The sequence below is a fragment of the Mycobacterium interjectum genome (assembly GCF_900078675.2).
Classification (GTDB): Bacteria; Actinomycetota; Actinomycetes; order Mycobacteriales; family Mycobacteriaceae; genus Mycobacterium; species Mycobacterium interjectum.
The window spans coordinates 2142033-2153970 of record NZ_LT546237.1; the positions used below are offsets into that span (position 1 = coordinate 2142033).

The 11938-nt window shown below is 64.4% G+C and carries 15 protein-coding genes and 1 pseudogene; 4 read left to right on the forward strand and 12 right to left on the reverse strand.

Going from position 1 to position 11938, the window contains the following annotated elements:
* Positions 1-1163 (reverse strand): annotated as a pseudogene (locus tag BN4348_RS44700) (IS3 family transposase); the annotation flags it as partial.
* Between the two features lie 44 nt (positions 1164-1207).
* Between BN4348_RS44700 and BN4348_RS44705 the strand changes: the two are divergent.
* Both BN4348_RS44705 and trxA read left to right on the forward strand, forming a co-directional pair.
* Positions 1208-1936, forward strand: a complete 729-nt coding sequence (locus BN4348_RS44705; protein ID WP_264034752.1) for an NAD(P)/FAD-dependent oxidoreductase — start codon at positions 1208-1210, stop codon at positions 1934-1936.
* On the forward strand, positions 1933-2262 hold the full coding sequence (trxA, locus tag BN4348_RS44710; protein ID WP_066913896.1) for a thioredoxin: 330 nt from the start codon (positions 1933-1935) through the stop codon (positions 2260-2262). The genes BN4348_RS44705 and trxA overlap by 4 nt, the downstream gene beginning before the upstream one ends.
* Positions 2263-2312: 50 nt before the next feature.
* On the opposite strand, the gene BN4348_RS44715 is transcribed toward trxA, so the two are convergent.
* From BN4348_RS44715 to BN4348_RS44760, 10 genes are all read right to left on the reverse strand, one after another.
* Entirely contained in the window at positions 2313-2918 is a 606-nt protein-coding gene (locus BN4348_RS44715) for an RraA family protein (protein ID WP_264034751.1), read from the reverse strand.
* 125 nt (positions 2919-3043) lie between these two features.
* Positions 3044-3586: a DUF421 domain-containing protein gene (locus BN4348_RS44720; RefSeq protein WP_084454236.1), complete on the reverse strand. Its 543-nt coding sequence runs from the start codon at positions 3584-3586 to the stop codon at positions 3044-3046.
* A 148-nt stretch (positions 3587-3734) separates the two neighbouring features.
* Positions 3735-4010 carry a DUF6510 family protein gene (locus BN4348_RS44725; protein ID WP_066913900.1) on the reverse strand — a complete coding sequence of 92 codons (276 nt, stop codon included), beginning with the start codon at positions 4008-4010 and terminating at the stop codon, positions 3735-3737.
* On the reverse strand, positions 4007-4879 hold the full coding sequence (locus BN4348_RS44730) for an FAD-binding oxidoreductase (RefSeq protein ID WP_066913904.1): 873 nt from the start codon (positions 4877-4879) through the stop codon (positions 4007-4009). The genes BN4348_RS44725 and BN4348_RS44730 overlap by 4 nt, the downstream gene beginning before the upstream one ends.
* A gap of 19 nt (positions 4880-4898) precedes the next feature.
* Complete coding sequence (locus tag BN4348_RS44735) at positions 4899-5498, reverse strand: sulfite oxidase-like oxidoreductase (RefSeq protein WP_066913907.1); 600 nt, start codon at positions 5496-5498, stop codon at positions 4899-4901.
* Positions 5499-5526: 28 nt separating this feature from the next.
* Positions 5527-6894: an NAD(P)/FAD-dependent oxidoreductase gene (locus BN4348_RS44740; protein ID WP_066913908.1), complete on the reverse strand. Its 1368-nt coding sequence runs from the start codon at positions 6892-6894 to the stop codon at positions 5527-5529.
* Positions 6895-7122: 228 nt separating this feature from the next.
* Complete coding sequence (locus BN4348_RS44745; RefSeq protein ID WP_084454237.1) at positions 7123-7602, reverse strand: DM13 domain-containing protein; 480 nt, start codon at positions 7600-7602, stop codon at positions 7123-7125.
* A gap of 16 nt (positions 7603-7618) precedes the next feature.
* Positions 7619-9034, reverse strand: a complete 1416-nt coding sequence (locus BN4348_RS44750; protein WP_066913909.1) for an NAD(P)H-quinone dehydrogenase — start codon at positions 9032-9034, stop codon at positions 7619-7621.
* Between the two features lie 32 nt (positions 9035-9066).
* Positions 9067-9537 (reverse strand): DUF5709 domain-containing protein, encoded by a 471-nt coding sequence (locus BN4348_RS44755; RefSeq protein ID WP_066913911.1) that lies wholly within the window; start codon positions 9535-9537, stop codon positions 9067-9069.
* Positions 9538-9631: 94 nt separating this feature from the next.
* Positions 9632-10021, reverse strand: coding sequence for a four-helix bundle copper-binding protein (locus tag BN4348_RS44760; protein WP_211145809.1), 390 nt, complete (start codon positions 10019-10021; stop codon positions 9632-9634).
* Between the two features lie 627 nt (positions 10022-10648).
* Here BN4348_RS44760 and BN4348_RS44765 point away from each other — a divergent pair.
* Both BN4348_RS44765 and BN4348_RS60055 read left to right on the forward strand, forming a co-directional pair.
* A complete protein-coding gene (locus BN4348_RS44765) occupies positions 10649-11209 on the forward strand; it encodes a sigma-70 family RNA polymerase sigma factor (protein WP_066913912.1) in 561 nt (186 codons plus the stop codon).
* The gene (locus BN4348_RS60055; RefSeq protein ID WP_084454238.1) at positions 11202-11438 is read left to right on the forward strand and encodes a hypothetical protein; all 237 of its coding nucleotides are present in this window, start codon (positions 11202-11204) and stop codon (positions 11436-11438) included. The genes BN4348_RS44765 and BN4348_RS60055 overlap by 8 nt, the downstream gene beginning before the upstream one ends.
* A 62-nt stretch (positions 11439-11500) precedes the next feature.
* Here BN4348_RS60055 and BN4348_RS59570 read toward each other — a convergent pair whose 3' ends face one another.
* Positions 11501-11776, reverse strand: coding sequence for a hypothetical protein (locus BN4348_RS59570; protein ID WP_142308714.1), 276 nt, complete (start codon positions 11774-11776; stop codon positions 11501-11503).
* Positions 11777-11938: the final 162 nt, after the last annotated feature.

Below are 11938 nucleotides of genomic sequence, written 5' to 3' on the forward strand. Positions count from 1 at the left end.
CGCGGCCTGATGGGCCGGTGTGGCCATGATTGCTTCGAATTCGATGGGCGTCAACCGGCCAAGACTCACTTGCCGGCGTCGGCGGTGGTAGGTGCGTTCGATCCAGGTGACAATCGCGATGCGCAGCTGCTCGCGGGTGTCCCAGCGGCGGCGGTCCAAGACATTCTTCTGCAGCAGGCTAAAGAACGACTCCATGGCCGCGTTGTCGCCGGCAGCCCCGACGCGGCCCATGGAGCCGACCATGTCATGGCGGCCCAGGGCGTGAACGAATTTCCGGCTTCGAAATTGACTGCCGCGGTCGCTGTGAACCACACAGCCGGCGACATCACCGCGGCGCGCCACCGCACTACTGAGGGCCTGGGTGGCTAGTCGGGACTTCATCCGCGAGTCGATGGAGTAGCCGACGATGCGGTTGGAGAACACGTCTTTGATCGCACAGACGTAGAGCTTGCCCTCGCCGGTGCGGTGTTCAGTAATATCGGCCAACCACAACCGATTCGGCGCATCAGCGGTGAAATCCCGGCCCACCAGATCGTCATGGACCGGTGGGCCAACCTTGCCGTTCTTGCCGCGCTTGCGTTTGCCGAACGCACTCCACCAACCGTTGTGCGAGCAGATCCGCCACGCGGTCCGCTCGGCCATCGGCAGGCCGGCGTCGCCGGCCTCGGCCACCAGGAACCGGTAGCCGAACTCCGGATCGTCGCGATGGGCATCGAACAAGGCGTTGGCCCGATGCGCCTCGACGTACTCGGCGTCGGTGACCGGATTGGCCAGCCATCGGTAGTAGGGCTGGCGGGCGAGCTTGAGGACCCGGCACGTCACCGCGACAGGGATCCCCTCGGCGGCGAGCTCTTTCACGAGCGGGTAAAGCCTTTTCCCGGCAGATTGGACTGCGACAGATAGGCCGCGGCTCGGCGCAGGACTTCGTTCTCCTGCTCCAACAGCTTGATTCGGCGGCGGGCATCCCGCAGCTCCGCCGATTCGCTGGTACTGGTGCCCGGCCTGACACCGTCATCGACGTCGGCTTGACGCATCCACTTCGACAGGGTCATCGGGTGCACCCCGAAGTCAGCGGCGATCTGCTCAAGGGTGATGCCGTCGTCACGGTTGCGGGCGACCCGAACGACGTCGTCACGAAACTCACGGGGATACGGCCTGGGCACAATGACATCCTTCCAGCCCACCCCACAGGGGCAAGCCATCTCAGGTGTCACCTACTCGTGCAGCAGACCCCGGCGACAAGCCCATAACGGTCAGCATGAGCGACACTCAGCACCACGGCCGGGCCCTGATCCTTGCCATGGGCTCGGCCCCCCGGACCCTCCACCTACCCGGCGAACGCGCGCTCCACGGCGTGAGCACCAGCGCGAAGCGCGACGGCGCACGGTTCACCGGACGTGACGTCGCCGTCATCGGCGGCGGCGACGGCGCCGTTGAAGAGGCGCTCTATCTTGCGCCGCTGGCCCGCCACGTCACCCTCATCCACCAACGCCCCCGACTGCGCGCATCGGCCATCGCCGTTGCGCGCCTGCGGGATCGTCCCAACGTCACGATCCTGACATCCACCGAGGTGCTGGCCTTACGCGGTAACCAATGTGTCAGCGGGGTCCGCATGCGCAACACGAGCCACCCCGGCGATTTCACCATCGCGGTCGCGGCCGTCTTCGTCGCTGTCGGCCAGACGCCGTGCTCAGAGCGCTTGGTCGGGCTCGTCGACCTCGATGCCGGTGGCCACATCCTGACCAAAGGCGACACGACACGTACCTCCGCGGAGGGCGTCTTCGCTGCCGGCGACCTGATCGACCGCCGCTACCGACAAGCAGTCACCGCCGCGGCCAGCGGCTGCGCGGCCGCACTCGATGCGCAGCGTTGGCTGAGCCAACCACACTGTGCTCTAACAGATCCCATTGCCACGAAAGGAAAGATGCCCTCATGACCCAGCCGCGGCCCATCACTGTGAGCGATGCCTCGTTCAGCACCGATGTCCTCTCAAGTCTCACACCGGTATTGGTTGATTTCTGGGCCCCGTGGTGCGGTCCGTGTCGCGCCGTCGCACCCATCCTTGAACGGCTCGCCAATGACCACGGAGATAGATTGACCGTGGCGAAGCTTGACGTGGACGCAAACCCGCTGACTGCTCGACGATTTCAGGTGGTGTCGGTCCCCACCATGATTGTCTTCAAGGACGGCATGCCAACCACCCGCCTGGTGGGTGCGCGTGCAAAGTCGACCCTGCTCAACGAGCTTCGCGAGTACCTCTAGACGAGCCGGTGTGTGTAACGGGTCGGGCGTTGACGCCTCATCCGAGGGGCTCAGCGTTCAGCGTTGCCCGACGACGTGGATGGCGTTTCGTTTCGGATCGTCGCGATCGATTCCGCGTCCTCCATGGTGACCTGGCAGGCGCCGTGAAGGACGGCTCGCACGTCGTTGGCGGGTATGGCGACGGCGCCCGAGTGGTCGGCGAAGATGTAGTCGCCGGCATGGATCCCCACCCCCGCCAGGACCACCGAGCGGTTGGCCTCGAAGGGGGTGACAACGTCACCACCCCAGCGCGTTGCTTCCCCTCGGCAATAGATGGCTAGGTCGGATTGCCCGAGTTCAGCGAAGTCACGAAGTCGACCGTCCGTGAGGATGCCTGCAAGCCGGTGGTTTTGGGCACGCGACAACTTCGTTCCGCCGCCAAGCGAGGTGTCGGTGTATCCGTTACTGGCCAAGACGAGGACACATCCTTCAGCGCCGTCGGCGATGGCCTCATAGAAGAGCCGCTTGAAGTTGTAGCGTTCGGGCGGCAGCGCGGTTCGGCAGGTCGGGAAGTAGGAGATGGTCACGGCCGGCCCAAAAAGCAGGCGGCCGGGCGTGGGACTCACCAGATCGAGCAGATCGCTGCGATGTCGATGCAGTCGTCCCATCGCGTCCACGACGTCCGCGGTACGGACCCGACGAGCGAGCTCAACGAGTGAATTCCTTGCCGGCCCCGGATCGCGGCCACCGTCGTGGGGCGGCATTTGCCCACCGGTGAATGGCTTACCTCCGGCCCCGTGTGTCACTGGCACTTCCTTCCCACCAGCGCATCCGGGGCGGCGGCGGTGGGACCCGCGACCCTCCCATCCTCTAACAGGATGGAGATCGCGCCTTTGGCTTCGAGGATCGCGACGTGGATACGATCGGCGCTTTCGTGTCCGTGCTGTCGTAGCACAGCCTCGAGATCGGCAGTGGTTAGTCCGCATCGACGAAGGTTGCGTCGGTCGACGTGTCCGTTGCGGATCAGCACTATCAGAGGCGGATCGATAAAACGTCGAATCCCCGGAACAAAGCGCAATCTCGCTAGTACCGCGTGGGCGGTGAGGAGGCAAATGAGCGCCGCGGTCGCGTTGAGCCACGACGTATCGCTGGCGGTAGCAGCCCGGCCGACGATGGCTCCGGCGGCGACCGCAGCGATCCAATCGAACGGCGCGAATTCGGCGAGGGTGCGGCGCTCCATGAAACGAAACAGGATCGCGGCCGTGAGGAACAGCGCCGAGGTTTTGATGGCAGCATCGACGGCACCGGGCGGATTACCGATCAGGACATCAAAGATTCGGTCCATGCGTGCCTGTCCTTAACGGTCGATGTGCTTTCTGAGCGGAGATTTCGATCGCGCGGCGCGCGGCGTCGAACGAGGCTGGACGGCCACCAGCTGTGCAGTGATCGGTTGCCGGTGGCGGTGGTCGGCCATGACGCCGTTGGCGAAGACATCACTGAGCCGGGATCGGGACACGCCAGGACTGGGCGCCGCGGAGGTCGAGCCACACGTCGGTGGGCGTTTGGACCAGCCGGGCCAGGACGTCCCCGCAGCCAGCGCACCGCACGACGATGCCGGGCCCGCGAAGATAGACATGACTCTCGGCGAAGGCTTCGGCACGACCACATCCGGCGCAGGTCAGCATCGCGGTGGTGACATCGAATCCCAGCACCTCCGAGAAGGCACCGCCGGCGGCGTTGCCGTCGACGTGCGTTGGTTCGGTCATCATTCCCCGCTTCTTAGTAACTGGCTCGGTCCGAACCGCTCGGTCCGGATGGCTGAGGCCTGATAGCCCTGCTCGACCAGCGTGCTGGTCACCGATTCCACAAATCCTGTTGGGCCGCAAACGTAGACGCGCGAACCGTCGGTGGGCACCCACTCCGTCGGCGCGAGGTCAGCGGCGCGGACCCGGCCGGGCGGCCGGGTGGTCTGCGGCGCGGCCACGCGGGTGTAGACCAGCGCGACCTGCAGCCAGTCACATGCACGCTCGAGCCAAGCCAGCTCTTGGGCGTAGTACACGTCAGCGGGACTGCGAACCGAGTAGACAAGCCGAAAGTGCGCAGAGCCGCCTCTGGCCCGCTGACGCAACATGGCCATCAAAGGGACGATGCCCGACNGCCAAGCCAGCTCTTGGGCGTAGTACACGTCAGCGGGACTGCGAACCGAGTAGACAAGCCGAAAGTGCGCAGAGCCGCCTCTGGCCCGCTGACGCAACATGGCCATCAAAGGGACGATGCCCGACCCGCCGCCGACGAGCAGAACCCGGGCCTCCTCGTCCGGCCGCCAGACAAACCAGCCGCCGATAGGTCCGCGGAGTTCGATCTCGTCCCCGGCAGCAAGTCCGGTGAGGTAGGGCGAGACTTCCCCGTCGACAATCTGCTGCACCGTGAGCTCAATGCGCTCGCCGTCGGCCGGTCTGCTCAGTGAATAGCTGCGTTGCGCGCTGTACCCGTCCTCAGCGGTCAGCTTGAGATCAATGTGCTGGCCCGCCTTGTGGCCGCCCCAGCCCGGTACGGTCAGCCCGATCGTCTGCGCAGTCTCGGTTTCGGGTTCCGAGTGCACCACGCGCGCGACCGTCCAGCGCAACACCGCGTTCATATGGACTCCCTCGCCGTCGTCAATCTCCGGCGTAGCGTTGTTCTCGCCACGGATCCCCGTAATTGTGGTAGCCCAATCGTTCCCAAAAACCCGGTGAGTCGCTGCCTCGCAGCTCGATCGATCTCACCCACTTCGCGGACTTCCAGAAATACAGGTGCGGCACCAGCAGCCGTGCCGGCCCGCCGTGCACCGGGCTAAGCGGGGCGCCCTGGTAGCCGTGGACGATCCATGCCCTTCCTCCGCGAAGATCGCGCAGCGGGAGGTTGGTGCTGTAACCGCCGTAGGAACGGATCAGTGCGAATTCGGCGGCGGTGTCGGTTGATTCGAAAAGTGAATCCAGGGAGACGCCTTCCCACTCGGTATCCAGCTTGGACCACGTGGTGACGCAGTGGATGTCCACGGTGAGCCGCTCACTGGGCAGGAGCTTGAACTGGGCCCAGCTCCACGAGTGTTCGGCGCCCAGCTCGTCGCGAATGGTGAATCGCCAGTCATCAAGATCGATCCGCGGAGTCGGTCCCGCTTGCAGGACAGGGAAGTCCGCGGTCAGGTGTTGTCCGGGCGGCAGCTCGCGGGCCGACTCACCGCTTCGTCTGCGAAAGCCTTTGTTGACGATACTCATCGGTGTTCACCACGCTGTTCGTAAAATATCATTCTGCCCCTGCCGCCTTCGTTAGCTGGACGACTTCGCCGGCCGCTAATTGGGCGTCGGCACCGCGAACGAATCCCATTGACAACACGGTGCGTGGGAAGAAGACGTCGGTGAGATACGCGAGTGCGACGGCCCAGCGATTGACGAGCCGGGGAATCGCGTAGAGGTGGTAGCCGCGGGCGACAAGTTTGGCGGGATAGCCCGATAGGTGCACGCCTAGGGGGTTGGCGACGGCGTAGCGCGGACCCAAGTCGACGACCATACCCTTGTCGCTGTGGCGGTAGTCCTTCCGCTCGCCGTAGCCGAGACTCGCGGCGACGTTGCGGGCCAACGTCTTACCCTGTCGGGTCGCGTGCTGGGCGGTGGGTGGGGCGATTTTGCCGGGCTGGGTTAGGTCCGGGATGGCGGCGGCGTCGCCCGCGGCAAATACGTCGGGGTGACCTGGCACCTGCAAATCGGTCTGCACCTTCAGTCGGCCCCGCTCGGTTTCCAAGCCCAGCGTGGCGATCAGCGGTGACGGGGCCACGCCAGCCACCCACGCTACCGTGTAAGCGTCGACGCGCGAACCATCGTTAAGCACAACATGATCGGCGTGGACCTCCGCCACGGTCGTGCGCAACCGCACGTCGATTCCGCGGGAGCGCAGCACGCGCATCGCCGCGTCGCCGAGCTTCTGGCCGAGCTCGGGCATGACGCGGTCGGCCAAGTCCAGCAGAACGAACCGCACCGAAGCCCGATCGAAGCCGATCTGTTTCGCCGCTGCGTCGGCGAGAGCGCGCAGTTGCGCCGTCAATTCGGAACCGGAATACGACGCACCGACAACCACAATCGTGCGCCGCGCGGCCGCGCGCGCCTCGTTTTCGTCGACGTGAGCCAGTTCCAACTGCTCGATGACATGATCACGCAGATACAGCGCTTCGGCCGTCGACTTCATCCCGTGCGCGTAGGTGGCCAAACCGGGCGTATCGAACAGCCGCGTCACCGAGCCTGGCGTCAAGACCAGCCGATCCCACGACAGCGTCCGCACTCGGCCCTCCGGATCGGTGAAGGAGAGCAAATGCCGATCGAAGTCAACGGTATCGACGCAGCCGCGTACCGCCCGCACGCCCTTGAGCGTGCCGGCCAGCGGAATACAGACAAACCGCGGGTCGACCAGCCCGCCGGCCACGTCAGCCAGCAACGGAGTGTACTGCATGTAATCGACCGGCGAAACAATGGTCACCCTCACATCCGAGGCGTCCGCCCTGGTTAACCGTCGGGCCAGGCCGCGTGCGCACTCGAAAGCGGCGAACCCGCTGCCGACGATCACAACCGAGGTGACCGGCGCCGGCTTCTCCGCTGGACGGTGAAGTGGGACCGCGTTCATATCGCTTCTCCTGTTTGGTATTTGGTGACCACGACGTATTGGACCGCGGCGTCGTAGACAGCTGTGGAGATCTCCCGCACGAGCATCGCCCGACCCTGATCCATCTGTCACCACCCGTGAGCACGATTCACCCGGGTGATAACGCTCGCGCTGCGACCGGCTGCATCGCATGGGCTGCCCGGGCGCACTGAATGACGCACGCTTCGGGGAACCTTCGGCGAAAGCGACTCATTGGATCACGGGTCGCAGTTGCGCCGCACCGAAGGACACACTGAAGCGCTCGCGCCACAGGATTACGCTGCTGAGTGCGTCGCTGTCGGCGCCATTGGGCACGGCGCAGACAGCGTTACCCCGGTTGGCGCGTAGGCGGCCGAGGTCTATGTGGTTGCTGCGGCCCACCTTTCGCCATGGGAACTTGGCATGGTCGACCGGTGTATCGCTGAGCCATACGCGCAGTCGGGGTCCGAAAGTGGTATGTCGATTTTCCAGCCGCAGAATCTGTGCCCCGTCAACTTGGGTTGCCAGGCGCGCAGCACCGCTGGTTCGGTGGATGTGGCCGGTGAATTCTCCACACCTGGTGGTCTGCGCTCCAGGCGGCAGCCTTTCATCGGCGATGGTCCTGATCAACAACTTCCACGGCTGCAGCCACCACAGGGCCGCAGGCAGTCCGACGATGGCAATCGCTTGTCGAGCGACACGATGCGGCATCAACCACCACCGTGCATCAGTTCAGATCATCGCGGGCTATCAGCCGGCGGGCCGCCTCGGTGATCGAGCCGGACAGCGACGGATAGATCGCAAGCGTCTGCGCCAAATCGTCGACGGTGATCCGGTTTTGAACAGCCATCGCGATCGGAAGTATCAATTCCGAAGCGATCGGCGCGACCACCACGCCACCGATTACGACGCCGCTGTCCTGCCGGCAAAATAGTTTGATGAAGCCCTGCCGCAGTTCGGACATTTTCGCCCGCGCATTGGTTTTCAAAGGCAACATGACAACGCGGGCCTGAATCGAGCCGTCCTCGATCGCGGTCTGCGGGACGCCGACCGCCGCGACCTCGGGGTGGGTGAACACCGTCGCCGCGACGGTGCGCAACCGCAGCGGATTAACGGCTTCACCGAGCGCGTGATACATCGCGATGCGGCCCTGCATCGCGGCAACCGAGGCTAAGGGCAGAAGACCAGTACAGTCCCCCGCGGCGTAAATGCCCGCGACGGGTGTCCGCGATACCCGGTCGACGACAACGTAGTTGCCCGGCCCGGGTTCGATACCCACCCGCTGTAGACCTAGCCGATCGGTGTTGGGCACTGACCCAAGTGTCATCAACGCGTGGCTGCCCTCGACGGTGCGGCCGTCGGCCATTGTCACTAGCACCCCGTCGTCGGTGCGCCTGACGGATTGTGCCCGGGCCTGTTTGATCAGTTTGACGCCGCGTTGGGCGAACGATTCCTCGAGCACCCGCGCGGCGTCGGCGTCCTCGTGCGGCAATACTCGGTCGCGGCTGGCTACCAGCGTCACCGCCACACCCAGTTCTGTGTAGGCGTTGGCGAATTCGGTGCCGGTCACCCCGCAACCCACCACGATGAGGTGGTCGGGCAGCGAGTCCAGGTCATAGAGCTGGCGCCAGGTCAGGATGCGCCGGCCGTCGGGGCGCGCCGACGGCAGGATCCTGGCGCTGGCGCCGGTGGCGATCAATACCACATCGGCATCGCGGATCGTGGTGCTGCCGTCGCGCGCGGTCACCTCGACGCGGTGACGCGCCAGACCGGGAGACGCGTCGACGAGCTCACCGCGTCCCGCGATCAACTCGACACCCAGGCTCAGCAGCTGGGCGGTGATATCCACCGATTGCTCGGCAGCGAGCGTCTTGATCCGCTGGTGGATTTCTGCCAAACAGATCTCGGCGTCGTCGATGTGGATGTCGAAACCCAGGCGGGTTGCCCGCCGCAGTTCAGTGCGCAGCCCTGTGGAGGCGATAAAGGTCTTCGATGGCACGCAGTCGCACAGCACCGCGGCGCCGCCGACCCCGTCGGAATCGACGACGGTCACGCGGGCGACGGCGGGACCTCGTGCAGCCGCAACCAATGCTGCCTCGTACCCGGCGGGCCCGCCGCCGAGGATCACAATGCGGGTCACCACAGCACAAATTCACCGAGTGGACGGACGGTAGGTCATGCTAGACGCCATCCCTCGGCATCGCCGGTGTCTTCATCGACGACGATATGCATGGCGGCTTCCTCGGCCGAGGCCGCGCCGCCGTCGATACCGACGTCGCGGGCTCGGTAATCCGTACTCAGGTCCGTCGCGTCCAAGGCGAAGGCGACGAGCCGACCCGCGCGCATGTCGCCGACCTGATTGTCGATTAGCTCACCGTCGCTGTCGGGGGTGTCACCGATTCCATCGCCGTCCCAGCGATCGGTCACGTCGGGCACCTCGCGGGCCAGCCGCCGCGCCAGACTTTCATGGGTCCGCGCTTCCCTCGCGGTGAGACCCCACGCCCGCAGTTCACGCGGGCGTTCCGGGGGCGAATAGCCCTCGTCGAGGTCGATGCCGGTCTGTTCTGAGTCCAGGCTTTCTTCGGGTTCAAGAAGATGGGCCTGCACGTCATCGAATTCAGAAATCCCCATCAGCGTGGTCTCCATTCCGCATTTTCAGGGGTCACGCCGGCGCGGCGAAGTCTCGAAAGAGGTTGACATCATGCAGCCTTGGGCGGCCCACACCGGGTGCTTGGTTGTCTCAACCCAGCGCCTCGACGAGGTCGCGGCAGGCGCGTTCACAGCGACGGCATACCTCGGCGCACACGCGGCAATGCTCGTGTTTCGGCGCGTGCTTGTCGCACTCGTCTGCGCTTGTCTTACAGGCGGTGGCGCACGTTTGGAGCACCGTCCTGGTCAAGTTGGCGTCGTAGTCCGTGTGCCGGGACAAGACGCGGCCGGTTGTCGCGCAGACATCCGCGCAGTCAAGGCAAGTGCGTATGCATTTGACTAGGTGATCGACGTCGTCTTCACTGAGGCAGGCGTCCGCACACGCTGTGCAGGCTTGGTCGCATTCGAAACAGGCGTCGATACATTCGACCAGCTTGGCTCTATCGATCCGGCCTAAATCTCGTGGATAGGTCTCCAGCATTCTCTTGGCGGCGCTCACCATTTCCTCCTTGCTCAGGGCAATGTTGTCTCTTCTGAACTAGCCTTGTCCGCGCATGGTTCCGCTGGGGTGCGTGAGTCTCCTGCTGCGCTTCTACGCAACAGAACACGGCTGTGCGGGTGTCGACGTCAAGAGCATGCCGCGGCGGGGGGTGAACTGTCGTCGCCCACCTTCGTCATTCACCCGGGTGACAGTTCGACCTGTGGACGGCGGTCGATCGCGGGGGCCGAGGCGAAACGAGCCCACCGGCGCACCACTACAGCGGTAGCCACAGCACCTGACTTGCCGACTTGATCTAGTAGGCGGCAGGCACTCATCCGGATGAATTGCCTCGGCGGGTGATGACCACTCACCCCGCGGCGGTGGATGCTGGCACCAGATTAGCGAGCGGAGGAGCTGTGGAGGCGAAGAAATACCGTACCAGCGGTAATGACTGCATCGGGCCGGGATCGGCCCCGGAAGAAACGCCGGGCTGGACTCCGCTCTCGCATGAGATGCGCGTGACTTCCGCGAGCGGTACCCAGACTCGGTGCGCGCCTGCGCTTTTCGCGACGGCAGGAACATAGCGTGAGTCGCGTGCGCACAGAATGTACAAGGGCGCCAGAGGGCATGTCGAGCGCCCAATTCGAAGGCGCCGTCATACCGCTCCTTGAGCCTCTCTATCGGCAAGCTCTCCGGATGACGTCGAATCGAGCGGACGCGGAGGATCTATTACAAGAAACCGTGCTCAACGCTTATGCCGGTCTCCGGGCATTCGAGCCGGGAACCAACCTGAACGCATGGCTGCGGCGGATCATGATCAACACTTATATCAACACTTATCGCAGGCAAAAGCGCCGTCCCGCACAACACCCGAGTGGTGAGATCACCGATCGACAGCTGGTGACCAGTGCCGCACGAACCGCCGGTGGCCTCCGGTCAGCCGAGGACCAGGCGCTCGAAGTGCTGCCCAACCCCTACCTCAAGGCGGCAATGATGGCCTTGCCCAAGCAGTTTCGCATCGTCGTATATTTTGCCGACATTGCTGGATACTCGTACAAGGAGATCGCCGCCATGACGGACACTCGGCAGGGAACCGTCGGTTCGAGGCTCAACCGCGGGCGAAAACAATTGCGCGATTTACTGTTCGACTCGCCAGTTGGCCATGCGGCCAGGAGGCGTGATGAATAAAGCGAGAATTCGGCGCACGCGCAAGGTTTCCCCGTCATCGCCCAGGAGCGTCACCCTGACCGTACCGCCACCGGAACAACTTGCTTTCTACGCCGGCGTCGGTGCATTGGCCGTAGTTGGGATCATGGAATGGCCAGTCGTCGCCGTGTTGGTCGTGGGTCACGCGCTTGCCAACGCGCAGCACAACAAGGTTCTTCAATCACTCGGTGAGGCATTGGAAGAGGCTTAGCAGCTTATGCACGAGCCCGTTCTGGACCCCGCCAGCACAGCCGCAATGTTATGACGACAATCTCATGGTCGCTGGATTAAGAAGGCGACCGCGCCGGCAATCAACCCGAATAGCAGGTGCAGCCCGAGCGCGATCGGGACAGGGTTCAACTTCGCGACCTCACGGGCGGCCGGATGAATCGAGCCGATGCCAACATAATTGATGAGCCAGAGCCCCGCCCCGACCACCAGACCAGTTGCCAGGTACGCGTGGGTGAAATCCTGCGCGAGAAGAACGATGACGATGCCGAATGCGGCGGAGAGCACGACGTGCAGGGCCACGCCGACCAGGGTGGCCACTCCAAACGACCTTGCGTCTGCGTGCCTTTGGCCAAGAATGAGCCCGCCGATACTGTTGGGCAGCCTCCACAGACCCCGCCCACTCACCGCGCCGTAGGCCATGCCAAGCGCGGCTATGGCGAGTCCGCCGGTAATGCCGCCAATGACGCCAGCAACGTACCC

Excerpts from the sequence above, each read along its gene's own strand:
- trxA (WP_066913896.1), top strand. The coding sequence starts at position 1,933 with ATGACCCAGCCGCGGCCCATCACTGTGAGCGATGCCTCGTTCAGCACC.
- BN4348_RS44720 (WP_084454236.1), bottom strand. The coding sequence starts at position 3,586 with ATGGACCGAATCTTTGATGTCCTGATCGGTAATCCGCCCGGTGCCGTC.
- BN4348_RS44725 (WP_066913900.1), bottom strand. The coding sequence starts at position 4,010 with ATGATGACCGAACCAACGCACGTCGACGGCAACGCCGCCGGCGGTGCC.
- BN4348_RS44735 (WP_066913907.1), bottom strand. The coding sequence starts at position 5,498 with ATGAGTATCGTCAACAAAGGCTTTCGCAGACGAAGCGGTGAGTCGGCC.
- BN4348_RS44740 (WP_066913908.1), bottom strand. The coding sequence starts at position 6,894 with ATGAACGCGGTCCCACTTCACCGTCCAGCGGAGAAGCCGGCGCCGGTC.
- BN4348_RS44745 (WP_084454237.1), bottom strand. The coding sequence starts at position 7,602 with ATGCCGCATCGTGTCGCTCGACAAGCGATTGCCATCGTCGGACTGCCT.
- BN4348_RS44755 (WP_066913911.1), bottom strand. The coding sequence starts at position 9,537 with ATGGAGACCACGCTGATGGGGATTTCTGAATTCGATGACGTGCAGGCC.
- BN4348_RS44760 (WP_211145809.1), bottom strand. The coding sequence starts at position 10,021 with ATGCTGGAGACCTATCCACGAGATTTAGGCCGGATCGATAGAGCCAAG.
- BN4348_RS44765 (WP_066913912.1), top strand. The coding sequence starts at position 10,649 with ATGTCGAGCGCCCAATTCGAAGGCGCCGTCATACCGCTCCTTGAGCCT.
- BN4348_RS60055 (WP_084454238.1), top strand. The coding sequence starts at position 11,202 with ATGAATAAAGCGAGAATTCGGCGCACGCGCAAGGTTTCCCCGTCATCG.